Annotated in this window: 30 protein-coding genes; all 30 read right to left on the bottom strand. The window is 49.6% G+C overall.

The features are described from left to right. Window positions 1-16: 16 nt before the first annotated feature. The 30 genes from MXMO3_RS09300 to rplL all read right to left on the bottom strand — a co-directional run bounded on the left by MXMO3_RS09300 (window position 17) and on the right by rplL (window position 25,233). A complete protein-coding gene (locus MXMO3_RS09300; RefSeq protein ID WP_027835126.1) occupies window positions 17-589 on the bottom strand; it encodes an adenylate kinase in 573 nt (190 codons plus the stop codon). Continuing rightward, window positions 586-1,923: a preprotein translocase subunit SecY gene (gene secY, locus MXMO3_RS09295; protein ID WP_027835125.1), complete on the bottom strand. Its 1,338-nt coding sequence runs from the start codon at window positions 1,921-1,923 to the stop codon at window positions 586-588. The genes MXMO3_RS09300 and secY overlap by 4 nt, the downstream gene beginning before the upstream one ends. 34 nt (window positions 1,924-1,957) lie before the next feature. Continuing rightward, complete coding sequence (gene rplO, locus MXMO3_RS09290; RefSeq protein WP_027835124.1) at window positions 1,958-2,428, bottom strand: 50S ribosomal protein L15; 471 nt, start codon at window positions 2,426-2,428, stop codon at window positions 1,958-1,960. A 15-nt stretch (window positions 2,429-2,443) separates the two neighbouring features. After that, entirely contained in the window at window positions 2,444-2,632 is a 189-nt protein-coding gene (gene rpmD / locus MXMO3_RS09285) for a 50S ribosomal protein L30 (protein ID WP_027835123.1), read from the bottom strand. Between the two features lie 31 nt (window positions 2,633-2,663). After that, window positions 2,664-3,206 carry a 30S ribosomal protein S5 gene (rpsE, locus tag MXMO3_RS09280; RefSeq protein WP_027835122.1) on the bottom strand — a complete coding sequence of 181 codons (543 nt, stop codon included), beginning with the start codon at window positions 3,204-3,206 and terminating at the stop codon, window positions 2,664-2,666. Between the two features lie 52 nt (window positions 3,207-3,258). After that, window positions 3,259-3,612, bottom strand: coding sequence for a 50S ribosomal protein L18 (gene rplR / locus MXMO3_RS09275; protein ID WP_027835121.1), 354 nt, complete (start codon window positions 3,610-3,612; stop codon window positions 3,259-3,261). A gap of 12 nt (window positions 3,613-3,624) precedes the next feature. After that, window positions 3,625-4,158, bottom strand: coding sequence for a 50S ribosomal protein L6 (gene rplF / locus MXMO3_RS09270; RefSeq protein ID WP_027835120.1), 534 nt, complete (start codon window positions 4,156-4,158; stop codon window positions 3,625-3,627). A gap of 60 nt (window positions 4,159-4,218) precedes the next feature. Next, window positions 4,219-4,617 (bottom strand): 30S ribosomal protein S8, encoded by a 399-nt coding sequence (gene rpsH, locus MXMO3_RS09265; protein WP_027835119.1) that lies wholly within the window; start codon window positions 4,615-4,617, stop codon window positions 4,219-4,221. Between the two features lie 13 nt (window positions 4,618-4,630). After that, entirely contained in the window at window positions 4,631-4,936 is a 306-nt protein-coding gene (gene rpsN / locus MXMO3_RS09260; RefSeq protein WP_027835118.1) for a 30S ribosomal protein S14, read from the bottom strand. Between the two features lie 34 nt (window positions 4,937-4,970). Next, window positions 4,971-5,525: a 50S ribosomal protein L5 gene (gene rplE / locus MXMO3_RS09255; protein WP_027835117.1), complete on the bottom strand. Its 555-nt coding sequence runs from the start codon at window positions 5,523-5,525 to the stop codon at window positions 4,971-4,973. Beyond that, entirely contained in the window at window positions 5,518-5,832 is a 315-nt protein-coding gene (gene rplX, locus MXMO3_RS09250) for a 50S ribosomal protein L24 (protein WP_027835116.1), read from the bottom strand. Before rplX ends, rplE begins: the two co-directional genes overlap by 8 nt. 2 nt (window positions 5,833-5,834) lie before the next feature. After that, entirely contained in the window at window positions 5,835-6,203 is a 369-nt protein-coding gene (gene rplN, locus MXMO3_RS09245) for a 50S ribosomal protein L14 (RefSeq protein WP_027835115.1), read from the bottom strand. Between the two features lie 75 nt (window positions 6,204-6,278). Further along, entirely contained in the window at window positions 6,279-6,512 is a 234-nt protein-coding gene (gene rpsQ / locus MXMO3_RS09240; RefSeq protein WP_027835114.1) for a 30S ribosomal protein S17, read from the bottom strand. A gap of 10 nt (window positions 6,513-6,522) precedes the next feature. Beyond that, on the bottom strand, window positions 6,523-6,720 hold the full coding sequence (rpmC, locus tag MXMO3_RS09235) for a 50S ribosomal protein L29 (protein ID WP_027835113.1): 198 nt from the start codon (window positions 6,718-6,720) through the stop codon (window positions 6,523-6,525). A 12-nt stretch (window positions 6,721-6,732) separates the two neighbouring features. Then, a complete protein-coding gene (gene rplP, locus MXMO3_RS09230) occupies window positions 6,733-7,146 on the bottom strand; it encodes a 50S ribosomal protein L16 (protein ID WP_027835112.1) in 414 nt (137 codons plus the stop codon). Window positions 7,147-7,160: 14 nt separating this feature from the next. Then, window positions 7,161-7,883 carry a 30S ribosomal protein S3 gene (gene rpsC / locus MXMO3_RS09225; protein WP_027835111.1) on the bottom strand — a complete coding sequence of 241 codons (723 nt, stop codon included), beginning with the start codon at window positions 7,881-7,883 and terminating at the stop codon, window positions 7,161-7,163. Beyond that, window positions 7,883-8,263 (bottom strand): 50S ribosomal protein L22, encoded by a 381-nt coding sequence (gene rplV, locus MXMO3_RS09220; protein ID WP_036222493.1) that lies wholly within the window; start codon window positions 8,261-8,263, stop codon window positions 7,883-7,885. The genes rpsC and rplV overlap by 1 nt, the downstream gene beginning before the upstream one ends. A gap of 2 nt (window positions 8,264-8,265) precedes the next feature. Further along, the gene (rpsS, locus tag MXMO3_RS09215; RefSeq protein ID WP_027835109.1) at window positions 8,266-8,544 is read right to left on the bottom strand and encodes a 30S ribosomal protein S19; all 279 of its coding nucleotides are present in this window, start codon (window positions 8,542-8,544) and stop codon (window positions 8,266-8,268) included. Window positions 8,545-8,550: 6 nt separating this feature from the next. Next, window positions 8,551-9,390, bottom strand: a complete 840-nt coding sequence (gene rplB / locus MXMO3_RS09210; RefSeq protein WP_027835108.1) for a 50S ribosomal protein L2 — start codon at window positions 9,388-9,390, stop codon at window positions 8,551-8,553. Window positions 9,391-9,407: 17 nt separating this feature from the next. Continuing rightward, window positions 9,408-9,701, bottom strand: coding sequence for a 50S ribosomal protein L23 (locus MXMO3_RS09205; protein WP_027835107.1), 294 nt, complete (start codon window positions 9,699-9,701; stop codon window positions 9,408-9,410). Beyond that, window positions 9,698-10,318 (bottom strand): 50S ribosomal protein L4, encoded by a 621-nt coding sequence (gene rplD / locus MXMO3_RS09200; protein WP_027835106.1) that lies wholly within the window; start codon window positions 10,316-10,318, stop codon window positions 9,698-9,700. The genes MXMO3_RS09205 and rplD overlap by 4 nt, the downstream gene beginning before the upstream one ends. After that, the gene (gene rplC, locus MXMO3_RS09195; protein WP_036222490.1) at window positions 10,318-11,025 is read right to left on the bottom strand and encodes a 50S ribosomal protein L3; all 708 of its coding nucleotides are present in this window, start codon (window positions 11,023-11,025) and stop codon (window positions 10,318-10,320) included. Before rplC ends, rplD begins: the two co-directional genes overlap by 1 nt. Window positions 11,026-11,048: 23 nt before the next feature. Continuing rightward, window positions 11,049-11,357, bottom strand: a complete 309-nt coding sequence (rpsJ, locus tag MXMO3_RS09190; protein ID WP_027835105.1) for a 30S ribosomal protein S10 — start codon at window positions 11,355-11,357, stop codon at window positions 11,049-11,051. A 67-nt stretch (window positions 11,358-11,424) separates the two neighbouring features. Beyond that, window positions 11,425-12,615 (bottom strand): elongation factor Tu, encoded by a 1,191-nt coding sequence (gene tuf / locus MXMO3_RS09185; protein ID WP_117395607.1) that lies wholly within the window; start codon window positions 12,613-12,615, stop codon window positions 11,425-11,427. A 50-nt stretch (window positions 12,616-12,665) separates the two neighbouring features. Continuing rightward, window positions 12,666-14,759 carry an elongation factor G gene (gene fusA / locus MXMO3_RS09180; RefSeq protein ID WP_027836112.1) on the bottom strand — a complete coding sequence of 698 codons (2,094 nt, stop codon included), beginning with the start codon at window positions 14,757-14,759 and terminating at the stop codon, window positions 12,666-12,668. Window positions 14,760-14,780: 21 nt separating this feature from the next. Further along, window positions 14,781-15,251 carry a 30S ribosomal protein S7 gene (rpsG, locus tag MXMO3_RS09175; protein ID WP_027836111.1) on the bottom strand — a complete coding sequence of 157 codons (471 nt, stop codon included), beginning with the start codon at window positions 15,249-15,251 and terminating at the stop codon, window positions 14,781-14,783. Between the two features lie 14 nt (window positions 15,252-15,265). Then, the gene (gene rpsL, locus MXMO3_RS09170) at window positions 15,266-15,637 is read right to left on the bottom strand and encodes a 30S ribosomal protein S12 (RefSeq protein WP_027836110.1); all 372 of its coding nucleotides are present in this window, start codon (window positions 15,635-15,637) and stop codon (window positions 15,266-15,268) included. Window positions 15,638-16,181: 544 nt separating this feature from the next. Further along, the gene (gene rpoC, locus MXMO3_RS09160; RefSeq protein WP_117395701.1) at window positions 16,182-20,405 is read right to left on the bottom strand and encodes a DNA-directed RNA polymerase subunit beta'; all 4,224 of its coding nucleotides are present in this window, start codon (window positions 20,403-20,405) and stop codon (window positions 16,182-16,184) included. 99 nt (window positions 20,406-20,504) lie between these two features. After that, entirely contained in the window at window positions 20,505-24,659 is a 4,155-nt protein-coding gene (gene rpoB, locus MXMO3_RS09155) for a DNA-directed RNA polymerase subunit beta (protein ID WP_117395700.1), read from the bottom strand. Between the two features lie 199 nt (window positions 24,660-24,858). Next, window positions 24,859-25,233, bottom strand: coding sequence for a 50S ribosomal protein L7/L12 (gene rplL / locus MXMO3_RS09150; RefSeq protein ID WP_027836107.1), 375 nt, complete (start codon window positions 25,231-25,233; stop codon window positions 24,859-24,861). Window positions 25,234-25,242: the final 9 nt, after the last annotated feature.

The raw sequence follows: 25,242 nt of genomic DNA, 5'->3' as shown, positions 1-25,242 counted from the left end.
CCAAATGCTCCAAATTTTAGTCGGCGTTCAGCGCAGACATTATTGAGGCTGTGACTTCTTCGATTCCAGCCATGCCGTCAACACTTTTCAGCAAGCCCTTGGCAGAATAATATTCAACCAATGGCGCTGTCATTTCTTGATAAACATCAAGACGGTTGCGCAACACTTCTTCATTGTCGTCTGCACGGGCGCCGCCATTTTCTTTAGCACGCTGCAAAATGCGGCCCACCAAAATGTCAGCGTCAGCACGGATCTCAACAACCGCGTCGAGCGAAATGCCCTTCTCGTCCAACAGATCATCAAGCGCTTCCGCCTGACCTGTTGTGCGTGGAAAGCCATCCAAAATGAAACCATTTGCACAATCAGACTCATCAATACGGTCTGAAATAATGCCAACCACAATCTCATCAGGCACAAGATCACCACGGGCGATCATGTCTTTTACCTTCAGCCCAAGTTCGGTCTCAGCGGCAATCGCTGCCCGCAACATGTCACCAGTGGACAATTGCGGAATATCGAACTTCTCAGTCAAGAACTGTGCTTGCGTCCCCTTACCCGCACCTGGCGGGCCCAACAAAATCAGCCTCATTTTTTACGACGTCCTCCCAAACGAGATTTCTTCACCAAGCCCTCATATTGCTGCGCAATCAGATGGCTTTGAACTTGTGAAATCGTATCCAGCGTCACCGTCACCATAATCAGGAGAGACGTCCCCCCCAAGAAGGCAGAAACGCCAAGCTGCGACACCAAAACCTCTGGGATCAGAGCAACCGCAGTCAAATAGGTTGCGCCCACCAACGTGATCCGCGTGAGCACATAGTCCACATGCTGCGCGGTCCGTTCACCCGGACGAATACCTGGAATAAAGCCGCCAGATTTTTTCAAATTGTCGGCTGTCTCAGTCGGGTTAAACACGATTGAGGTATAATAGAACGCAAAGAAAAAGATCAAGAACGCGAACAGGCCAAGATACAGCGGCTGGCCACGACCCAAAACAGCAGACACAGTGGTCAACCAGGTCGGTGCGTTACCTTGAGCGGCAAAGCCGGCCATTGTTGCAGGCAACAACAGCAAGGATGACGCAAAGATCACCGGAATAACACCAGCAGTGTTCAGCTTCAGCGGCAAGTGAGATGTGTCCCCTTGGAACATCTTATTGCCCACCTGGCGCTTTGGATATTGCACCAACAGCCTTCGCTGTGCCCTTTCAAAGAACACAATGATGCCGATCACCACAATCGCGAGCACCAAAAGGCCAACCACACCAACTGTTGGCAAAGCACCAGTCCGGCTCAATTCGAGCGTTTGTGCAATAGCCGTTGGCAATGTCGCCACAATACCTGCGAAAATGATCAAGGAGATGCCGTTACCTACACCACGTGCGGTCACTTGCTCACCCAGCCACATCAGGAACATTGTGCCCCCGACAAGGGTAATCACGGTAGACAAACGGAAGAACCAGCCAGGATTGGTTACAACCCCTTCACTGGCTTCCAAGCCAACAGCAATCCCGTAGGCCTGCAATGCGCAGAACACCACCGCGAGATAGCGGGTATATTGGTTGATCTTACGACGCCCCTGCTCCCCTTCCTTCTTGAGCTGCTCAAGACGGGTCGAAGCGGTGGTCAACACCTGAATAACGATAGAGGCGGTAATGTAAGGAATAAGGTTTAGCGCAAAAATCGCCATACGCTCAACCGCGCCCCCGGCAAACATGTTGAACATGCCGAAAATGCCGTTTTGTGCGCGATCAAAGGTCGCCGCGAAAGCGTCCCCATCAATGCCTGGAATTGGAATAAATGTACCAAACCGATAGACCAAAAGCGCACCCAGGGTAAACAGGATGCGCTGTTGAAGGTCTTTTGCCTTGGCAAAGGTCGAAAAATTCATATTTCGGGCAAGTTGTTCTGCTGCCGAAGCCATAAACCATCCTCAATAAATGAGAAGAAGCGGCGAATTACTCCGCCGCCGCTGGAAGATCGATTTTGCCGCCAACAGCATCTACAGCTGCTTGGGCACCTTTTGACGCATGGTCAACTTTAAAGGTCACTTTAGACGCTTTAAATTCGCCACCAGCGATCAAACGCACACCGTCTTTAGCGCGACGAATAACGCCCGCTTCAACCAATGCTTTTGCGTCAATCACGCCCTTGGCGTCAAGTTTGCCGGAATCAATCGCAGTTTGAATGCGATCAAGACGAACGGCATTGAACTTTTTCGCAAACGGATTGTTAAACCCGCGCTTAGGCATTTGCTGGATCAAGTTTGTCTGCTCACCACGGAACCCGTTCACGGATACACCTGAGCGTGACTTTTGACCCTTTACACCGCGGCCACCGGTTTTGCCTTTACCAGAACCAATACCACGACCAATGCGTGTGCGGTTCTTTGTGGCACCTTTATTGTCGGCCAACTCATTCAGTCGCATGACAAAACCCTTTTATTACTTCTCGTCGACAACGCGAACGAGATGCGAAACTTTTTTGATCATCCCACGCACAGCTGGAGTATCTTCCAGTGTACGACGACGATGCATTTTGTTCAGACCAAGACCAACAAGCGTGGCACGTTGATCTTGTGTCCGGCGGATCGGGCTACCAATCTGCTCAACAGTTACTGTTTTTTCAGCCATTTCTCAACTCCGTAAACGTCAGTGACGCGAATTACGCATTCACCTGTTCGCCAACGTCAGATTCCCGGCGACGACCTTGAATTTCAGAAACCTTCAAACCACGACGCGCAGCAACTGAGCGTGGGCTATCCAGATTTTTCAAAGCATCAAATGTTGCCCGAACCATGTTATATGGGTTTGCTGAACCTTGTGACTTGGCCACAATATCCGCAATACCAAGCGTCTCAAATACCGCACGCATTGGACCACCGGCAATAATACCAGTACCCGCAGGCGCCGCACGCAAGAACACCTTGCCCGCACCGTGACGACCCGCCACATCGTGGTGCAATGTACGCGCTTCACGCAATGGCACACGGATCATTTGACGTTTGGCTTGCTCTGTTGCCTTACGGATCGCTTCAGGCACTTCACGCGCCTTACCATGACCGAAACCAACACGGCCTTTTTGATCACCAACCACAACAAGTGCAGCAAAGCCGAAACGACGGCCGCCTTTCACCACTTTCGCCACGCGATTGATGTGGACCAGGCGATCAACAAATTCGCTATCGCGCTCTTGATTGTCTCTCATCGTCTCAACCAGTTCTCTTTAAATTCTGTTTTGTTTTGGCTTGCGCATTCATTTAGAAGCTCAGCCCGCCCTCACGTGCAGCTTCTGCCAAAGCTTTCACGCGGCCGTGGTATAGATATTCACCACGATCGAAAATCACATCGCCAACGCCGGCTTTTACAGCACGTTCAGCAACAAGTTTGCCGACCTGCTGTGCAGCATCTTGGTTGCTACCATTTTCAACTTTAAGATCTTTGTCCAAAGTTGAAGCGGCAGCCAAAGTGTGGCCAGTCGTGTCATCGATAACTTGGGCATAAATATTTTTGCCCGAACGGAAAACCGACAAACGTGGACGACCATTTGCGCGCAAACGAATTGCGCGACGTACTCTCGCCTTGCGGCGGTCTTTGCTAGACATATTCGCCATTCTCTTGCGCCCTTACTTCTTCTTACCTTCTTTACGGAAGATATATTCGTCCTCGTAACGGATACCTTTGCCTTTATAAGGCTCTGGTGGCCGGAACTCACGGATATTGGCAGCAACCTGCCCAACCGCTTGCTTATCAATACCTGAAATAACAACCTCAGTTGCCTGTGGTGCTTCAAGCTTAATGCCTTCAGGTGCCTTGAAAATCACATCATGTGAAAAGCCAAGTGCCAACTTAAGGTCAGTACCTTGCATTTGAGCACGATAACCAACACCGTTGATTACCAGCTTCTTAGAAAAGCCCTCTTTCACACCAGTGACAATGTTGTTCACCAATGTACGTGACATACCCCAAGCAGAACGCGCTTGTTTGCTATCGTTCACGGGGGTGACCTGGACACCCTCTTCGGTCATTTCAACTGTCACCAAGTCAACCAAATCAACAGACAATTCGCCCTTAGGGCCCTTTGCCTTAACCGTTTGGCCTTCGATTGTGACCGTCACGCCATCTAGAAGGGCGACTGGTTTCTTGCCAATACGCGACATGTTCTTTTGCCTTTTCGGTTCAAACCGTAGCTAAATAGTGAGATCAGTGTGTTTAACGCCTTAAAAGACGCGGCACAACACTTCACCACCAACGTTATTTTGACGTGCTTCATGGTCAGCCATCACACCCTTAGGTGTTGAAACGATGGATACCCCGAGGCCGTTTGCCACTTGTGGAATATTCTTCACAGAAGCGTACACACGACGACCTGGCTTTGAAACACGTTGGATTTCGCGGATCACTGGCTGATTGTCGAGATATTTCAACTCAACGCTATACTCAGCAGAGCCGTTTTCAAATTCGGTCACGCTATAGCCGCGAATGAAGCCTTCAGACTTCAAAACGTCCAAAACACGTGCCCGCAATTTAGATGCAGGTGTTGAAACAGTAGTCCGGTTGCGCATTTGGGCATTCCGGATACGTGTTAGCATATCACCAAGCGGATCAGTAAAACTCATCGCTTATGTCTCCTTACCAGCTCGACTTGACGAGGCCAGGAATTTTACCTTCGTTACCCAATTCACGTAGTGAAATACGTGACATTTTGAGTTTCCGGTAATAGCCACGTGGCCGACCTGTAACTTCACAACGATTGCGTACACGAACAGCTGCACTGTTGCGTGGCAATTCAGCCAACTTCAATGTTGCAGCGAAACGCTCTTCAATAGGAAGAGAACGATCGTCAACAATCGCTTTGAGATCAGCACGCTTAGCGGAGTATTTGTCCACCAGACGACGCTTTTTCTCGTTATTTTCTACGGCGCTTTTCTTTGCCATCTTCTTTGATCCTTATTCGATCGTCTCGTTTCGACTACTGACGAAACGGGAAGTTAAAGCCTTTAAGAAGCGCCAAGGCTTCTTCGTCGCTATTTGCAGTGGTGCACACAATGATGTCCATACCCCACATTTGATCAACTTGGTCGTAATTGATCTCAGGGAAGACGATGTGTTCTTTGATACCCATTGCAAAGTTGCCGCGGCCGTCAAAGCTTTTTGGGTTTAGCCCGCGAAAGTCCCGAACGCGAGGCAAAGCAATGTTCACCAAACGATCAACAAATTCGTACATCTGCGTCTTACGCAAAGTCACTTTAACACCCAAAGGCATTTCTTCGCGCACTTTAAAGCCCGCAATAGACTTCTTCGCATATGTAATAATCGGCTTTTGACCGGCAATAGCTTCCATATCAGCCAAGGCAGACTTAACTTTCTTGGTATCATTTACAGCTTCGCCAACACCCATATTCAAAACCACTTTGTCCAATTTTGGAACCTGCAAGTGGTTTTGGTAATTAAACTGGTCAGTTAGGCCAGCGCGCACAACATCGTTATAATGTGTGCGTAGACGTGGGACGTAATTCTCAGCCATCGATCACATCTCCTGAACGCTTTGCTACGCGTTTCTTTTCGCCATCTTTGACCACAAAGCCAACACGAGTTGCTTTGTTTTCTTTCGGGTCAACCAATGCAATGTTTGACAAGTGAATTGGCGCTTCTTTGTTAAAGATGCCGCCTTCATTTGTTTGTGTTGCACGTTGATGACGTTTCACCAAATTCACACCTTGAACAACGGCGCGGTTCTCTTCCGGCGCAACGCGCAAAACTTCACCAGTTTTGCCCTTGTCGCGGCCAGTCAAAACGATAACCTTGTCGCCTTTTTTAATCTTGGCAGCCATGGTTACAGCACCTCCGGCGCAAGTGAGACAATCTTCATGTGGTTCTTTGAGCGCAATTCGCGAGGAACTGGTCCAAAGATACGTGTGCCGATTGGCTCTTTATTGTTGTTCACCAAGACCGCTGCATTGCGGTCAAAACGGATCACGGTACCATCGGGGCGGCGAATGTCTTTCGCCGTACGCACAACTACTGCGCGCATCACTTGACCCTTCTTAACGCGGCCACGCGGAATAGCTTCTTTAACGGACACAACAATTACGTCGCCCACAGAAGCGTATTTACGCTTGGAACCGCCCAGCACCTTGATGCACATAACACGACGCGCACCGGAATTATCCGCGACATCGAGATTCGTCTGCATCTGAATCATGACTGGCTGCCTTCTATATTTTGGTTGATTCTAAACAACCGATTTACAACATTCATTCCGATATTCTAAAGCTCTTTACGAAGCCTGAATAACGGCCCATCTTTTATTCTTAGAAACCGGTGCACATTCTTGAATTTGAACAATGTCACCAATCTTGGCCGCATTCGCTTCGTCATGCGCCTGATATTTTTTTGAACGACGAACTGTCTTTTTCAAAAGTGGGTGCGTAAAACGACGTTCAACACGTACCACAACAGTTTTCTCGTTCTTGTCAGAGACCACAGTCCCTTGCAATATACGCTTTGGCATCAAAACGCTCCTACTGGCCTGCTACGCTTTTTTCGCGCAGGATGGTCTTAATCCGAGCAATGTCACGGCGAACCTGCCGAACACGCGCGGTATTTTCAAGCTGCTGGGTTGCACGTTGAAAACGCAGATTGAACTGCTCTTTTTTCAAATCAACCAATTCTTGCTTTAGCTCGTCTGCGGTCTTAACCCGCACTTCACTCGCATTCATGAGACGTGCCCCTTAGTCCGCAATACGGGTAACAACCCGTGTTTTGATCGGCAATTTCATTGCTGCCAAGCGCAAGGCTTCGCGTGCAACTTCGTCCGACACACCATCGATTTCAAACATGACCCGACCTGGCTTAACCCGAGCGGCCCAATAATCTGGTGAACCTTTACCTTTACCCATCCGAACTTCTGTAGGCTTAGAGCTTACAGGTACATCAGGAAACACGCGGATCCAAACACGACCGGCACGCTTCATGTGACGGGTCATTGCACGACGTGCAGCTTCGATCTGACGTGAAGTAACACGCTCAGGTTCTTGAGCTTTAAGGCCATGAGACCCAAAGTTCAATGTAAAACCACCTTTGGCAACACCATGGATGCGGCCTTTGTGCGCTTTACGAAATTTTGTACGTTTAGGTTGCAGCATGATCAGTAAACTCCTTAGCCTGCAGCCTGCTGACGACGCTGACGCTGAGGCTTCTTATCGCCACCACCGCTAGCTTCAATCGCACGACGTTCGTGAGCCATTGGATCATGTTCAAGAATTTCACCTTTTGAAATCCAAACTTTGATCCCGATGATCCCGAATGTTGTTTCAGCTTCCGCAGTGCCGTAATCAATGTCAGCACGCAATGTGTGCAAAGAAACGCGACCTTCGCGATACCATTCAGTCCGCGCAATATCTGCGCCGCCCAAACGACCAGCTACGTTCACCCGGATACCTTCAGCGCCCATACGCATTGCAGTTTGCACTGCACGCTTCATAGCACGACGGAAAGATACACGACGCTCAAGTTGCTGCGCGATGCCCTGTGCAACAAGGTTCGCATCCGTTTCAGGCTTACGTACTTCAACAATGTTGATGTGTACTTCTGAATCGGTGAACTTGCGAATTTTGTTACGCAGCTTCTCGATGTCAGCGCCTTTTTTACCGATCACAATACCAGGACGTGCTGTATGAATAGACACGCGGCATTTACGGTGTGGACGCTCAATCACGATTTTAGAAACCGCGGCTTGCTTAAGTTCCTTCTTAAGCATTTTGCGGATTTTCAAATCTTCCTGCAACAAGCTACCATATTCGCCTTTATCAGCGAACCAGCGGCTGTCCCAAGTCCGGTTAACACCAAGACGGAAACCGATTGGATTAATCTTATGACCCATTATGCGGCCTCCTCGACTTCACGAACAACGATAGTCAGATGTGAGAAAGGCTTCAAAATCTTACCCACACGACCACGAGCACGTGGACGGAAACGCTTCATCACCAAGGACTTGCCCACATATGCTTCAGCAACGACCAACGCATCTGTATCCAGACCGTGATTGTTCTCAGCATTGGCGATGGCGCTTTCCAATGTCTTTTTCACATCTTTTGCAATGCGCTTTTGAGAAAAGGTCAATTCGGCCAAAGCCTTCTCAACCTTTTTACCCCGGATAGCGCTTGCAACGAGGTTCAATTTCTGAGGGCTCGTGCGCAACATGCGCAACACGGCCCGTGCCTCATTGTCTTTAAGCGTACGTTCACGCTTTGGCTTACCCATTGTTACTTCCTCTTCGCCTTTTTGTCGGCGCCGTGGCCATAATAGGTACGAGATGGTGCAAACTCACCAAACTTGTGACCGATCATTTCCTCAGTTACGAGAACTGGTACGTGCTTCTGGCCGTTGTAAACACCAAAATTGAGGCCCACAAATTGTGGTAAAATCGTAGAGCGACGGCTCCAGATTTTGATCACTTCGTGACGGCCGGACTCACGGACTTTTTCCGCTTTTTTGATCAGATATCCGTCAACAAACGGACCTTTCCAAACAGAACGTGCCATAGTGACCTACCTGCCCTTTTTCTGATGACGTGAACGAACAATAAATTTGTCCGTCTGTTTATTAGAGCGAGTACGCTTGCCCTTAGTTGGTTTACCCCAAGGCGTCACTGGGTGACGACCACCTGAAGTACGCCCTTCACCACCACCGTGTGGGTGATCGATTGGGTTCATGGCAACACCACGAACTTGAGGACGTTTGCCCAACCAGCGCTTACGACCAGCTTTACCCAAATTGGTGTTGGAGTGATCAGCGTTAGACACTGCACCAACTGTTGCCATGCAAGAGCCTGGCACCAACCGCGTTTCACCTGAGTTCAACCGCAGGATAGCCATGCCTTGGTCACGTCCAACATATTGAACGTACGTACCGGCAGAACGTGCAATCTGACCACCTTTTAAAGGCTTCATCTCAACGTTGTGCACAATGGTACCCACTGGCATTTTTTCCAATGGCATCGCATTGCCTGGCTTCACATCAACATTGTTGCGTGAGGCCACAACCTTGTCACCAGCAGCCAAACGCTGCGGCGCCAAGATGTAGGCTTGCTCGCCATCATCATAATTTACAAGCGCGATGAACGCTGTGCGGTTTGGATCATATTCCAAACGCTCAACCGTGCCGACGACGTCATATTTACGACGCTTAAAGTCAACCACACGGTAGGCACGCTTAACACCACCGCCCTGACGACGCATGGTAATACGGCCAGAATTGTTGCGACCGCCCTTGCTTGTCAGACCTTCAGTCAATTTCTTGACTGGACCGCCCTTCCAAAGTCCTGAACGGTCGATACCGATCAGCGCACGTTGGCTTGGCGAGGTTGGATTATATTGCTTCAAAGCCATTTTCTAATCTTTCCTGCCTATAGTCCGGTCGCAATGTCAATTGACTGACCTTCAGCCAATGTCACAATTGCTTTCTTCACGTCTTTGCGCTGACCAACGCGGCCGCGGAAACGCTTTTCCTTGCCTTTGCGGACCAAAGTGTTGACGGCTTTCACTTTAACAGAGAACAACCCTTCAACCGCTGCCTTGATTTCAGGCTTGGTCGCATCGATCGCCACGTCAAATACAACTTGGTTGTGCTCTGACGCATAGGTGGACTTTTCAGTCACAACCGGATTGCGAATAATATCGTATGCTTTCACCATGCTCATGAGAAACGAGCCTCCAAGCTTTCCAAAGCAGCCTTGGTCAACACCAATTTTGTGCGACGCAAGATGTCATAAACATTGATGCCTTGAGCGGGCAGAACGTCGATGTGACCAATGTTCCGTGCGGCAAGCGCAAAGTTTTGATCAAGTTCTGAACCACCGATAATCAAAGCGTTGTCTAGACCAAGCTCACCAAACGCTTTTTTCAAAGCTGATGTTTTGGCTTCTTTGATTTCAGCTTTATCCAAAATCACCAAGTCACCTGACTTAGCTTTTGTAGACAATGCATGCTTAAGTGCCAACGCACGAACTTTCTTTGGCAACACGATCGCATGTGAGCGAGGTGTTGGGCCGAATGCACGACCACCACCGCGGAAAATTGGAACCTTACGGTTACCGTGACGTGCCCCGCCTGAACCTTTTTGGCGAACAAATTTCTTTGTTGTGCCACGGATTTCAGCGCGGTTTTTCACATCATGTGTGCCAGCCATTTTTTTCAACTGCTGGTAACGAACCATGCGGTGCAAAATGTCCTGACGTGGCTCAAGGCCGAATACGTCGTCAGACAAGTTCACTTTGCCGGCAGATTTACCGTCGAGAGATATAACTGAAAGTTCCATTATTCAGCACTCCCTTCAGCTTGAGCTGCTTCAGCCGCTTTGAACGAACCAGGTGTTGGCGCATCAGCAGATGCAGGCTTCTTAACCGCATCACGGACCATAATCCAACCACCTTTTGAACCTGGAACAGAACCCTGAACCATGATCAAACCGCGTTCTACGTCAACCTTCACAACCTTCAGGTTTTGAGTAGTTGTACGAACAGCGCCCATGTGACCAGCCATCTTCTTACCTTTGAAGACTTTACCTGGATCTTGACACTGACCTGTCGAACCGTGGGCACGGTGAGAGATAGACACACCGTGTGTTGCCCGCATCCCGCCGAAGTTGTGACGCTTCATCGCACCGGCAAAACCTTTACCGATTGATGTACCAGCCACATCCACAAACTGGCCAACATGGAAGTGATCAGCCAACATTTCGGCGCCAACTTCAATCATGTTGTCCTCGGAAACGCGGAATTCCGCAACTTTCCGTTTTGGTTCAACTTTTGCTACCGCAAAGTGACCACGGGCCGCTCTGCTTGTATTTTTTACTTTGGCTGTACCCGCACCCAATTGAAGTGCCGTATAACCATTTTTGTCCGCCGTCCGCTGAGCGACAACTTGGCAGTTCTGAAGACCAAGGACTGTTACAGGGACATCTCTGCCCTCTTCTGTAAAGATCCGGGTCATGCCCAGCTTCTGTGCGATCACACCTGAACGCATCGGTTTACACCTTTTCTAAAGTTCTAAAGTTTGATCTCGACGTCCACACCGGCCGCCAAGTCCAACTTCATAAGCGCATCCACTGTCTGTGGAGTCGGTTCCACAATGTCCAAAAGACGCTTGTGAGTCCGAATTTCAAATTGTTCGCGGCTCTTCTTATTGACGTGCGGCGAACGGTTGACAGTGTATTTCTCAATTCGTGTAGGCAACGGGATTGGGCCACGAACTTGAGCGCCTGTGCGCTTAGCCGTGTTCACAATCTCATGCGTCGAGCTATCGAGGACTCGATGATCGAACGCTTTCAGCCGGATACGAATGTTTTGACCATTCATGTCGATGTTTCCCGAAATAAACGCTGCGGCGCTCTAAATGAACGCCGCAAAGCGCTTGAAAAATTTACTACTCGATGATTTTGGCGACGACGCCGGCGCCAACAGTGCGGCCACCTTCGCGGATAGCGAAGCGCAATTGCTCTTCCATCGCGATCGGCACGATCAACTCAACGTTCATCTCAACACGGTCACCAGGCATCACCATCTCGGTGCCTTCTGGCAACGTCACAACACCAGTCACGTCAGTTGTACGGAAGTAGAACTGTGGACGGTAGTTGTTGAAGAATGGCGTATGACGGCCACCTTCGTCTTTGGTCAAAATGATCGCCTCACCAATGAACTTGGTGTGTGGGGTCACTGAACCTGGCTTACACAAAACCTGACCACGCTCAACTTGCTCACGGTCAATACCACGGATCAAAGCACCGATATTGTCACCAGCTTCACCGCTATCCAGCAGCTTGCGGAACATTTCAACGCCTGTCACAACAGTTTTCTGTGTGTCTTTAATGCCAACGATCTCAACTTCTTCGCCAACATTGATCACGCCACGCTCAACACGACCGGTAACAACTGTACCACGGCCTGAAATTGAGAATACGTCTTCAATTGGCATCAAGAATGGCTGGTCCTTAGGACGTGCTGGTGTTGGCACATAATCGTCAACAGCCTGCATCAGCTCAAGGATCTTGTTTTTGCCGATTTCGTCGTCACGGCCTTCCAAAGCTGCCAAAGCTGAACCCGCTACGATTGGAATATCGTCGCCTGGGAATTCATAAGTGGTCAAAAGTTCACGAACTTCCATTTCCACCAATTCCAACAACTCTTCGTCGTCAACCTGGTCAACTTTGTTCAAGAACACAACCAGCGCTGGTACACCAACCTGACGGGCCAACAAAATGTGCTCACGTGTCTGTGGCATTGGGCCATCAGCTGCGTTCACAACCAAAATAGCACCATCCATCTGCGCCGCACCAGTGATCATGTTTTTCACATAGTCAGCGTGGCCTGGGCAATCAACGTGCGCATAGTGGCGACCGTCTGTTTCGTACTCAACGTGCGCTGTGGAAATGGTAATACCACGTGCTTTTTCTTCTGGCGCTTTGTCGATCTCGTCAAAAGCTGTGCCTTGACCACCTGTCGCTTCAGACAATACTTTCGTAATCGCTGCTGTCAGGGTCGTCTTACCATGGTCAACGTGACCAATAGTCCCAATGTTTACGTGCGGCTTGTTCCGCTCAAACTTTTCCTTCGCCATATCGCTCTCTCCGTATTTCGTTCAGCGTAGTGCTGGCGTTTCAATTCAAATTAACCGGCGTGTTTCGCCATGACTTCATCAGCCACATTTTGTGGCACTTGCTCATAATGGCCAAACACCATCACAAAGTTAGCGCGACCTTGGCTCATAGAGCGCAAAGTATTCACATAACCGAACATGTTTGCCAAAGGCACGAAGGCGTCGATCACGGTCGCATTGCCGCGCACGTCTTGGCCTTGAACCTGCCCACGACGGGAGGTCAAATCACCGATGATTGAGCCGGTGTATTCTTCTGGGCTTACCACTTCAACCTTCATAATAGGCTCAAGAAGTTTTGGACCAGCTTGACGGATAGCTTCACGGAAGCCGGCACGACCGGCAATCTCAAAGGCCATCACAGAGGAGTCAACGTCGTGATATGCACCGTCGTTCAACACGAACTTCACGTCAACCAACGGGAAGCCTGCCAAAGGACCTGCGCCCATCACAGATTGGACACCTTTTTGAACACCTGGGATATATTCCTTAGGAACGTTACCGCCAACAACAGTGTCAGAGAAATCAAGGCCAACACCAGTTTCGCCAGGTTCAATAGTGAACTTGATGCGCGCAAACTGACCAGAACCACCTGATTGCTTCTTGTGTGTGTAATCGTGATCAACAGCGCGTGTAATCGTCTCGCGATAGGCAACCTGAGGCTGACCAACATTCGCTTCAACTTTAAATTCACGCTTCATGCGATCAACAAGAATATCAAGGTGAAGTTCGCCCATACCAGCAATAATTGTCTGGCCGCTCTCTTCGTCTGATTTCACGCGGAAGCTAGGATCTTCGGCAGCCAAGCGATTAAGGGCCAAGCCCATTTTCTCTTGGTCAGCTTTAGATTTTGGCTCAACCGCAATCTCAATAACCGGATCAGGGAATTCCATGCGCTCAAGAATAACTTTTGCGTTCGGTGCGCAAAGCGTGTCGCCAGTTGTGGTTTGCTTCAAACCAACAATCGCAACAATATCACCGGCATATGCCTCTTGGATCTGCTCACGGCTGTTAGAGTGCATCTGGAACATACGACCAACGCGCTCTTTTTTCTCTTTAACCGTGTTTTCCAACGCGCCACCAGCTTCAAGCACACCTGAATAGATACGGCAGAACGTCAATGTACCCATGTGTGGGTCGTTCGCGATCTTAAAGGCAAGCATAGAAAGTGGAACTTCGTCAGAAGCTTCGCGAGAAACTTCTTCCTCAGTCGCAACGTCGATACCCTTAATCGCAGGAATATCAACTGGCGATGGCAAGAAATCAACCACTGCATCAAGAAGAGGCTGTACGCCTTTGTTCTTAAAGGCAGAACCACAAAGAACTGGGAAGAACTGCACGTCAATTGTACCCTTACGGATCAACTGACGGATCTTATCATTGTCAGGCATGTCGCCTTCCAGATAAGCTTCCATAGCTTCTTCGTCGACCTCAACAATAGTCTCGATCATTTTCTCACGGAATTCGTCAGCACGATCCTTAAGGTCTGCAGGAATATCAACGATATCCCACTCAGCACCCAAGTTTTCACCCTGCCAAACGTAAGCTTTCATCTCGATCAGATCGACAACGCCAGCAAAATCGTTTTCCGCACCAATAGGCAACTGGATTACAACAGGTGTTGCACCCAAGCGCTTCTTGATCATCTCTACTGAGTTGTAGAAATCAGCACCGATCTTGTCCATTTTGTTGACAAAGATCATACGAGGCACTTCGTACTTGTCAGCCTGACGCCAAACAGTTTCGGTTTGAGGCTCAACACCAGCGTTGGCATCAAGCAATGCTACCGCACCATCAAGCACCCGCAAAGACCGCTCAACTTCAATAGTGAAGTCAACGTGGCCTGGTGTATCGATGATGTTGAAGCGACGCTTTTTGCCATCACGACCTTCCCAGAAGGTTGTTGTGGCCGCAGAGGTAATTGTAATCCCCCGCTCCTGCTCTTGCTCCATCCAGTCCATGGTGGCCGCACCATCATGAACTTCACCGATTTTGTGGCTTTTGCCTGTATAGAACAAAATGCGCTCAGTTGTTGTGGTTTTACCCGCATCAATGTGCGCCATAATGCCGAAATTGCGATAGTCTTCGATCTTGTAATCGCGAGCCATGATCGTGATACCTTTAAAAACTTACCAGCGGTAATGTGAGAAGGCACGGTTGGCGTCTGCCATCCGGTGCGTATCTTCACGCTTTTTAACAGCCTGACCGCGACCGTTGAGTGCATCGAGCAACTCACCAGACAAACGATCGACCATTGTATTCTCACCACGTGCCCGTGCAGCAGAAATCAACCAACGAATGGCCAATGCTTGCTGGCGCTCAGTGCGCACTTCAACGGGAACCTGATAGGTTGCACCACCAACACGGCGAGAACGTACTTCAACCGCAGGACGCACATTATCGAGGGCCTGATGGAACACCTCAACTGGGTCTTGCTTCGTACGCGATTCAACCGCATCGAATGCACCATATACAATACGCTCGGCAGCTGACTTTTTGCCATCTACCATGAGCGAATTCATGAATTTCGTAACGACGAGATCACCGAATTTAGGATCCGGGTTAATCTCACGTTTTTCCGCGCGATGCCGACGTGACATTGAACGTAAACTCCTTACTTAGGCCGCTTAGCGCCGTATTTAGAACGACGCTGCTTACGATCCTTGACGCTCTGGGTATCCAAAACGCCACGCAAAATATGATACCGCACACCAGGAAGGTCACGGACACGACCGCCACGAATAAGAACAACAGAGTGCTCTTGCAGATTGTGGCCTTCACCCGGAATATAAGAAATAACTTCACGTTGGTTGGTTAGACGCACTTTGGCGACCTTACGCAACGCTGAGTTAGGCTTCTTCGGGGTCGTTGTGTACACACGTGTGCAAACACCGCGTTTTTGCGGGTTTGCTTCCATAGCTGGAACTTTGTTCCGCTTTGGCTTCGCCTGCCGAGGCTTGCGGATCAGCTGATTAATGGTCGGCATATTGCTCGAACCTTCTTTCCATCCGTTCAAAACTCAATTCACCAGATCACAACAACCAAATGGCGCTCCCCATCGACCCGAAGGCTCGGCGGCACCATTATAAAACAGAGGATCGCTAGGCTGTTTACCCAGAGATCTTGTGTCTCGCAATTGTCGCGTCTGTTACCCGACGGTGTGTTTGAAGCATATGGGTAAGGACTTTTTTGTTAGCCGAAACCGATCAAATGCTTCACGACCTACCGCGAAGGTAGGGCGTTACTAAATCGAACCGGGCTCTACGTCAAGGGTTATCGCTGATTTTTTCAAATATGGCCGAAAAAACCGCCTTTAAGATCGTCTTAACGCCTACTTTGTCGGCATAGCCCAGTTTGGGGCAAAAATTGCCGACTTTTCGTCTGCAATAAAGGCTCATAATTGAATCAATTTGCCGCTGATTCAAGGTGCTGATTCCGTTGTGCACTGTTCATCAGAATCGATTCCCAAAAATAAAGGGCGCCCGAATGGACGCCCTTTAAACACTTTAGCCATCAGACTGCAGTTTGAGCTATTCGCCCGCACCGTTAGTTGAGGTTTCCGCCGCAGCTTCAATGCGCAAGGCATTCTTTGCTGCCAGCTCTTCCTCGGCCTGGCGCTGACGCTCGGCCAAGATGAGATCGTCACGCTTGGCAGCGATCTTCTGGGTCGCGGCGGTGAACGCCCCTGTACCCACTGGGATCAAACGACCAACAATGATGTTCTCTTTCAAGCCTTCAAGCGGATCAGCCTTGCCGCTCACTGCAGCTTCGGTCAACACGCGTGTCGTTTCTTGGAACGATGCAGCTGAGAAGAACGAACGGGTCTGCAATGAAGCTTTGGTGATACCCAACAGAACCGGCACACCTTGTGCTGGCTTGCGGCCATCAGCTTCCAAACGCTGGTTCAACTCATCAAAGTCGATTTGGTCAATATGCTCTTCTTTGATCAAGCCTGAATCACCTGGATCAGTGATTTCAACTTTTTGAAGCATCTGACGCACGATCACTTCGATGTGCTTGTCGTTAATGCCCACACCTTGCAAGCGATAAACTTCTTGAATTTCATTGACCAAATATTTGGCCAACTCTTCAACGCCTTTAATCGCCAGAATATCGTGTGGAGCTGGGTTACCGTCCAACAAATACTCGCCACGCTCAATGGTGTCACCTTCTTGAAGGTGGAACGGCTTACCTTTTGGAATGAGATATTCCACAGGATCGCCACCCTCTTCATGAGGCTCAATCACAATGCGACGCTTGTTTTTGTAGTCACGACCAAAGCGGATGATACCGTCGATCTCGGCGATAATCGCATGATCTTTTGGACGACGCGCTTCAAACAATTCCGCAACCCGTGGCAAACCACCGGTAATGTCTTTTGTTTTCGCACTTTCCAAAGGCGTACGGGCGATAACGTCACCTGGGTTCACTTTTGAACCAGGATCAGCAGCAATCACCGCATCCACTGAGAGCAAGTAACGTGCATCGCCACCACGGTCCAGCTTAACGGGCTTGCCGTCTTTGCCGGTAATGGCCAATGCAGGCTTCAAGTGCTCGCCACGTGGGTTAGAACGCCAATCGATCACCAAGCGTTTGGTAAAGCCTGTGCTCTCGTCAGTTTGTTCAGAAACAGACGCACCCTCGACCAAATCTTCAAAGGCGATTTCACCTTCAACTTCAGCCAAGACCGGACGCACATATGGATCCCATTCAGCAATACGCTGACCAGCATCAACCTTTTCGCCAACCTTGATCCGCAACAACGCACCATAAGGCACCTTGTGTGTTCCGCGCTCATTGCCATCATCATCTGAGATGGCAAGAACAAGGTTCCGGCTCATGTTAACGGTGCGCCCTTCACTATCCTCAGCCACTTGGCCAGATTTGATGGACACAACACCAGAGTGGTTCGCCTCAATAAAGGAGCTATCCACAACCTGCGCTGTACCACCAATGTGGAAGGTCCGCATGGTCAACTGTGTACCAGGTTCACCAATAGACTGCGCCGCAATAACGCCAACCGCTTCGCCCATATTCACAGGGGTACCGCGGGCAAGGTCACGGCCATAACAGGTGCCGCAAACGCCTTGACGCTGCTTACAAGTCAACACTGAACGGATCTTGATCGACTGCACTTTGGCCGCCTCAATGCGCTCAACATCAGCTTCTTCAACCATCACGCCGCGCGCAACAATCACTTCACCTGATTTCGGATCAACAACATCCTCAGCCGTTGTACGGCCAAGCACGCGGCTACCCAAAGACGCGATCACGTTACCACTATCGATGATAGGGGTCATGGTGAGGCCTTCTTCAGAACCACAATCCTTGTCGGTGATGATGCAATCTTGCGCCACGTCAACCAAACGACGAGTCAGGTAACCTGAGTTCGCAGTTTTCATCGCAGTATCCGCCAAACCCTTACGGGCACCGTGGGTCGAGTTAAAGTACTCGTTCACGGTCAAACCTTCTTTAAAGTTTGAGATAATTGGCGTTTCAATGATGCCGCCATCCGGACGCGCCATCAAACCACGCATACCAGCAAGCTGCTTCATTTGCGCTGGCGAACCACGCGCACCTGAGTGAGACATCATGTAAACTGAGTTGATCTGCTTTTGACGTCCGGTTTCTTCATCAATTTGAACCGAAGAAATCCGGCTCATCATCTCATCCGCAACCTTGTCACCACATTTGGCCCAAGCATCAACAACCTTGTTGTACTTCTCGCCGCGTGTGATCAAGCCGTCATTATACTGCTGTTCGAACTCTTCAACCTGCTTACGGGTTGTTTCAACGATACCCACTTTGGTGTCAGGGATAACCATGTCATCCTTACCGAACGAGATACCCGCCTTACACGCATAACGGAAACCGAGATCCATGACTTGGTCACAAAAGATCACTGTGTCCTTCTGCCCGCAACCACGATAAACCGTGTCGATCAACGCCGAAATCATCTTCTTCGTCATCAACTGGTTACATGCCTCAAATGGCACGTTCGGGCTTTTCGGCAGCAATTGCGCAATCATCATCCGACCTGGTGTGGTCTCGTGAATTTGGCTCACTTCATTGCCATCGGCATCAATGGTCTTAAAACGACCCTTGATTTTGGTGTGCAACGTGATGACGCCGTTTTCAAGCGCATATTCAATTTCGCCCATATTGCCGAAGGCCATGCCCTCACCTGGCTCATTGTCATTCATCAATGAGAGGTAATAAAGCCCCAGAACAATATCCTGAGATGGCACGATAACCGGCGAACCGTTCGCAGGGTGCAAGATGTTGTTGGTAGACATCATCAACACACGTGCTTCCAACTGCGCTTCGAGCGACAATGGCACGTGAACGGCCATTTGGTCACCGTCAAAGTCAGCGTTAAACGCGGCACAAACCAATGGGTGAAGCTGAATGGCTTTACCTTCGATCAATGTCGGTTCAAACGCCTGAATGCCCAACCGGTGCAACGTCGGCGCACGGTTCAACATCACAGGGTGTTCACGGATCACTTCATCCAGAATATCCCAAACTTCAGGACGCTCTTTTTCAACCAGCTTTTTCGCCTGCTTCACGGTTGAAGACAAGCCTTTGGCTTCAAGACGTGAATAGATAAACGGCTTGAACAATTCCAAAGCCATTTTCTTTGGCAAACCACACTGGTGCAGCTTCAATTCAGGACCAACGGTGATCACTGAACGGCCAGAATAGTCAACGCGTTTACCCAGCAAGTTCTGACGGAAACGGCCCTGCTTACCTTTGAGCATATCTGACAAAGATTTAAGCGGACGCTTGTTGGCGCCAGTGATGGTGCGGCCACGACGACCATTATCGAACAACGCATCAACAGATTCCTGCAGCATACGCTTTTCGTTACGAATAATGATGTCAGGTGCACGCAGCTCCATCAAACGCTTCAAACGGTTGTTCCGGTTGATCACGCGACGATAAAGGTCGTTCAAATCAGACGTTGCGAAACGGCCACCATCCAACGGCACCAACGGGCGCAATTCAGGTGGAATAACCGGCACAACGGTCATGATCATCCATTCAGGACGGTTGCCTGAAACGATGAAGTGCTCAACCACTTTCAAGCGCTTGCCGAGTTTTTTCGGCTTCAGCTCAGTTGTGGCTTCGGCAATTTCAACGCGCAATTCTGCGGCGAGTTTTTCCAACTCGAGCGCCGCAAGCATTTCGCGCACCGCTTCCGCACCAATCATCGCGGTGAAGGCATCGGCACCATATTCGTCTTGGGCGTCGATATATTCTTCTTCCGTGATCAACTGGTTCACAGCAAACGGGCTGAGGCCGGGCTCAATCACCACATAGTTTTCGAAATACAAAATCCGCTCAACATCTTTCAATGTCATATCGAGCAGAAGCGCGATACGGGATGGCAATGATTTCAAGAACCAGATGTGTGCAACTGGCGCGGCCAGTTCAATGTGGCCCATGCGTTCACGACGGACGCGTGACAAGGTGACTTCAACGCCACACTTCTCACAGATCACGCCTTTAAACTTCATGCGCTTATATTTGCCGCACAAGCACTCATAGTCTTTTTGTGGACCAAAAGTACGCGCACAGAACAGACCGTCCCGCTCAGGCTTGAACGTACGATAGTTGATGGTTTCAGGCTTTTTGATCTCGCCATACGACCATGACAAAATTTTCTCAGGGCTCGCGATGTTGATCTTAACCTGATCAAACACTTGAGCTTGGGCCTGCGGATTGAAAAGATCCATGACTTGATGGTTCATTTTCCTGTCTCCTTTAATGCAGGGGTGGGATGAAATCGCCGCTCATCCTCAACCCGCTGCTAAAAATTAAGCGATTGAGTTACGTGTTCAGTCCGCGGCTTATTCAGCTGCATCCTGTGAAGACTCTTCAATAGCCTCCAACGTATCTCCGTCATCGTCACCATCGTCTTCGCTGGAGCTCAATTCAACATTGAGACCAAGAGACCGGATTTCTTTGACCAACACGTTAAAGCTTTCTGGAATACCTGCTTCAAACGTATCATCGCCTCGTACGATCGCTTCATAGACCTTTGTGCGCCCTGCAACGTCATCTGACTTAACCGTCAGCATTTCTTGCAAGGTGTACGCTGCACCGTAAGCCTCAAGCGCCCAAACTTCCATCTCACCAAAGCGCTGACCACCAAACTGTGCCTTACCGCCCAATGGCTGCTGAGTCACAAGTGAGTATGGCCCGATAGAACGCGCGTGGATCTTATCGTCCACCAAGTGGTGCAATTTCAGCATGTAGATGTAACCCACGGTCACGTCACGGTGGAATTCTTCACCGGTCCGGCCGTCGATCAAGCGAGATTGACCAGAACCTTCAAGCCCTGCCCGCTCAAGCATGTCTACAATGTCAGGCTCTTTGGCACCATCAAACACAGGTGTTGAAATAGAAACACCGTTTTGCAGATAGTCGGCCAAACGAACAACGCTGTCATCATCGAGATTTTCAACGTAGTCATCGTCTTTATAAACGTGGTTCAACTCATCACGCAGCGGGGTCACGTCCTTGGTTTCTGCACGACGATAAGTGTCATACATTTCACCAATGCGCTTGCCCATGCCGGCACAAGCCCAACCCATGTGTGTTTCAAGAATCTGACCAACGTTCATCCGGCTTGGCACGCCAAGCGGGTTCAAAACGATGTCTACTGGTGTGCCATCGGCCAAGTGAGGCATATCCTCGATTGGCATGATGCGAGAAACCACACCTTTGTTCCCGTGACGGCCAGCCATCTTATCGCCAGACTGGATCTTACGCTTAGTCGCAACGAAAACTTTAACCATCTTCATCACGCCTGGTGGCAATTCATCACCACGCTGTAGCTTATCAACCTTGTCAATAAAGCGCTGTTCAAGCTGCTTACGGCTGTCTTCATATTGGCCTTGAAGGGCTTCAATTTCAGACATGACCTTGTCGTCATCAACCGCAAACTGCCACCATTTAGAACGTGGATGCGCTTCGAAAATTGCATCGTTCAATTTGGTGCCTGCAACATAGCCTTTTGGCCCTGCTGTTGCTTCTTTGCCGAACAACATCTCTTTCAAACGTGCAAACACGTTCCGATCAAGGATGGATTGTTCGTCGTCGCGGTCTTTCGCCAAGCGTTCAATTTCTTCACGCTCAATAGCCATCGCACGTTCGTCTTTGTCGATACCGTGGCGGTTAAACACACGCACTTCAACAACAGTGCCTGCATCCCCAGGAGGAACACGCAATGATGTATCACGTACGTCAGAGGCTTTTTCACCGAAAATGGCACGCAACAGTTTTTCTTCTGGTGTCATTGGGCTTTCGCCTTTTGGTGTGATCTTACCCACCAAAATGTCACCAGCTTCAACATCAGCACCAATGTGCACGATGCCTGCTTCGTCCAAGTTTTTCAAAGCTTCTTCAGAAACGTTTGGAATGTCGCGTGTGATTTCTTCAGGACCCAATTTGGTGTCCCGCGCCATCACTTCAAATTCCTCAATGTGGATTGAGGTGAACACGTCATCTTTCACGATGTTTTCTGAAAGAAGGATCGAATCTTCGTAGTTGTAGCCATTCCAAGGCATAAACGCGACGAGCACGTTACGGCCAAGTGCCAAATCACCAAGATCGGTTGAAGGACCGTCAGCGATAATATCGCCAGCTTCAACATGGTCACCCACCACAACCAACGGACGCTGGTTGATGCAAGTTGACTGGTTGGAGCGTTGGAACTTCATCAAGGTATAAATGTCTACGCCGGTTTTTGATGCGTCTGTTTCTTCGGTTGCCCGAATAACAACACGTGTCGCATCCACCTGATCAACAATACCTGTCCGCTTCGCCACAATCGCAGCGCCAGAATCACGGGCCACAACCGGCTCCATGCCTGTGCCCACGAACGGAGCTTGCGAACGCAACAATGGAACAGCCTGACGCTGCATGTTTGAACCCATCAAAGCGCGGTTCGCATCATCGTTTTCCAAGAATGGAATAAGCGATGCCGCAACCGAAATCACCTGTTTCGGGTTAACGTCCATCAAGTCGATATTTTCGCGAGGGATCAACATCACCTCACCTGCCCGACGGCCAGTGACCAGATCGTTCTGGAATTCGCTGTCGTCTGTCAGTTTGGCGTTCGCCTGCGCAATGTTGTAACGCGCCTCTTCCATTGCGGAGAGGTAAACAACATCGTCAGTCACTTTACCGTCTTCCACCTTACGATAAGGGGTTTCGATAAAGCCATATTTGTTGACGCGGGCAAATGTCGCCAATGAGTTGATCAAACCAATGTTTGGACCTTCAGGCGTTTCAATCGGGCAGATCCGACCATAGTGGGTCGGGTGCACGTCACGCACTTCAAAGCCAGCACGCTCACGGGTCAAACCACCTGGCCCAAGCGCTGAAAGACGACGCTTGTGGGTAATTTCAGACAATGGGTTTGTCTGGTCCATGAACTGAGACAATTGTGATGAACCGAAGAATTCACGCACCGCAGCAGCCGCAGGCTTCGCGTTGATCAAATCCTGTGGCATCACAGTGTCGATCTCAACAGAAGACATACGTTCTTTGATCGCGCGCTCCATGCGCAACAAACCAAGGCGGTAATGGTTTTCCATCAATTCGCCAACTGAACGCACACGACGGTTGCCAAGGTTGTCGATGTCATCGATTTCGCCGCGACCATCGCGCAGATCAACCAATGTGCGAACAACTTCAACAATGTCTTCTTTGCGCAATGTCCGCACAGTGTCTTCACACTCTACGTTCAAACGCATATTCATTTTCACCCGACCAACAGCAGAAAGGTCATAACGCTCTGAATCAAAGAACAATGATTCAAACATCGCTTCGGCTGTTTCAACGGTGGGTGGCTCGCCCGGACGCATCACGCGATAAATATCGAACAGCGCATCTTCGCGGCTTTCGTTCTTATCCACCGCCAATGTGTTGCGCAAATAAGCACCGATATTCACATGGTCGATGTCGAGCATTGGAATTTCGTCCAAGCCAGCTTCAACCAGTTTCTCGAGCAAATCAGCATCAAGCTCATCACCTGCTTCGGCATAGATTTCGCCGGTTTCAAGGTTGAGCAAATCTTCAGCCACATAGCTGCCAAACAATTCGGCGTCTTCCACCAAAATGTGTGTCATGCCGCCTTCAGCCAATTTCTTCGCTGCACGTGCTGACAATTTCTTGCCTGCTTCATGCACAACGTCACCACTGTCTGCATCGATCAAATCAAATGCTGGCTTGGTGCCGCGGAACTTTTCCCATTCAAATGGCTGACGCCAGCCATTTTTGGTGCGTTCGAATGAAATGGTGTTGTAATATGTGGCCAAAATTTCTTCAGCGTCCATGCCCAAAGCTTTGAGCAATGAAGTCACTGGAATCTTACGACGACGGTCGATACGGGCGAAAACAATATCTTTCGCATCGAACTCGAGGTCGAGCCATGAACCACGGTAAGGAATAATCCGCGCCGCAAACAACAATTTGCCCGAGGAGTGCGATTTACCTTTATCGTGATCGAAGAACACACCAGGTGAACGGTGCATTTGAGAAACGATCACACGCTCGGTACCGTTCACAACAAATGTGCCGTTAGATGTCATAAACGGCATATCGCCCATATAAACATCTTGTTCTTTAATGTCTTTAACGGACCGTGCGCCGGTCTCTTCATCAACTTCAAATACGATCAGACGCAAAGTCACTTTCAGCGGCGCCGCAAAGGTCATATCGCGCTGACGACATTCGTCTACATCATATTTTGGTTGTTCAAAATCATAGGACACAAAGTCCAATGACGCCGTATTGGCAAAATCTGTGATCGGGAAAACCGACTTAAAAACAGATTGCAAACCCTCGTCGGCGCGCCCGCCATCGGGTTTGTCGACCAATAGAAATTGATCGTAAGAAGCTTTTTGAACTTCAATGAGATTTGGCATCTCCGTGACTTCACGAATGCTGCCGAAGGACTTCCGTACCTTACGTCGACCATTATAGGTGGTGGCCATGCCCGCTCCTATGCTTTTTAAAATGCCTGAAGGGCAAGTGTCCAGAACACCGACAATCAGCCGACGGTGCTCGGGACATCTGCCCTCATATCAAGGTTTCCGCAACTTCGTCTGATTTGGTTAACAAATCAAACCTATATGCTGAATTACGCCAGCAAATTCGGGTGGCAAACCGCGAAGGCTCGCCACCCAAAAAGAACTATTTAAGTTCGACTGAAGCGCCTGCAGCTTCGAGCTTTGCTTTAAGCTCTTCGGCTTCTGCTTTCGCAACGCCTTCTTTAACAGGCTTAGGTGCGCCTTCAACAAGATCTTTAGCTTCTTTCAAGCCAAGACCTGTGATGCCGCGAACTTCTTTAATCACGTTGATTTTCTTGTCGCCTGCACCAGTAAGAATGACGTCAAATTCGTCTTTCTCTTCTGCAGCAGCACCGCCAGCGTCGCCACCGGCTGCAGCAACTGCAACAGGAGCAGCAGCTGACACGCCCCATTTTTCTTCAAGCATTTTTGACAATTCTGAAGCTTCAAGAACTGTAAGGGCAGATAGGTCTTCAACGAGCTTTTCTAGATCAGCCATTGTATTCCT

It is taken from the genome of Maritalea myrionectae, assembly GCF_003433515.1.
Classification (GTDB): domain Bacteria; phylum Pseudomonadota; class Alphaproteobacteria; order Rhizobiales; family Devosiaceae; genus Maritalea; species Maritalea myrionectae.
The sequence above is the reverse complement of the archived record's forward strand: the minus strand, read 5'-3'. Positions and strand labels throughout refer to the sequence as shown.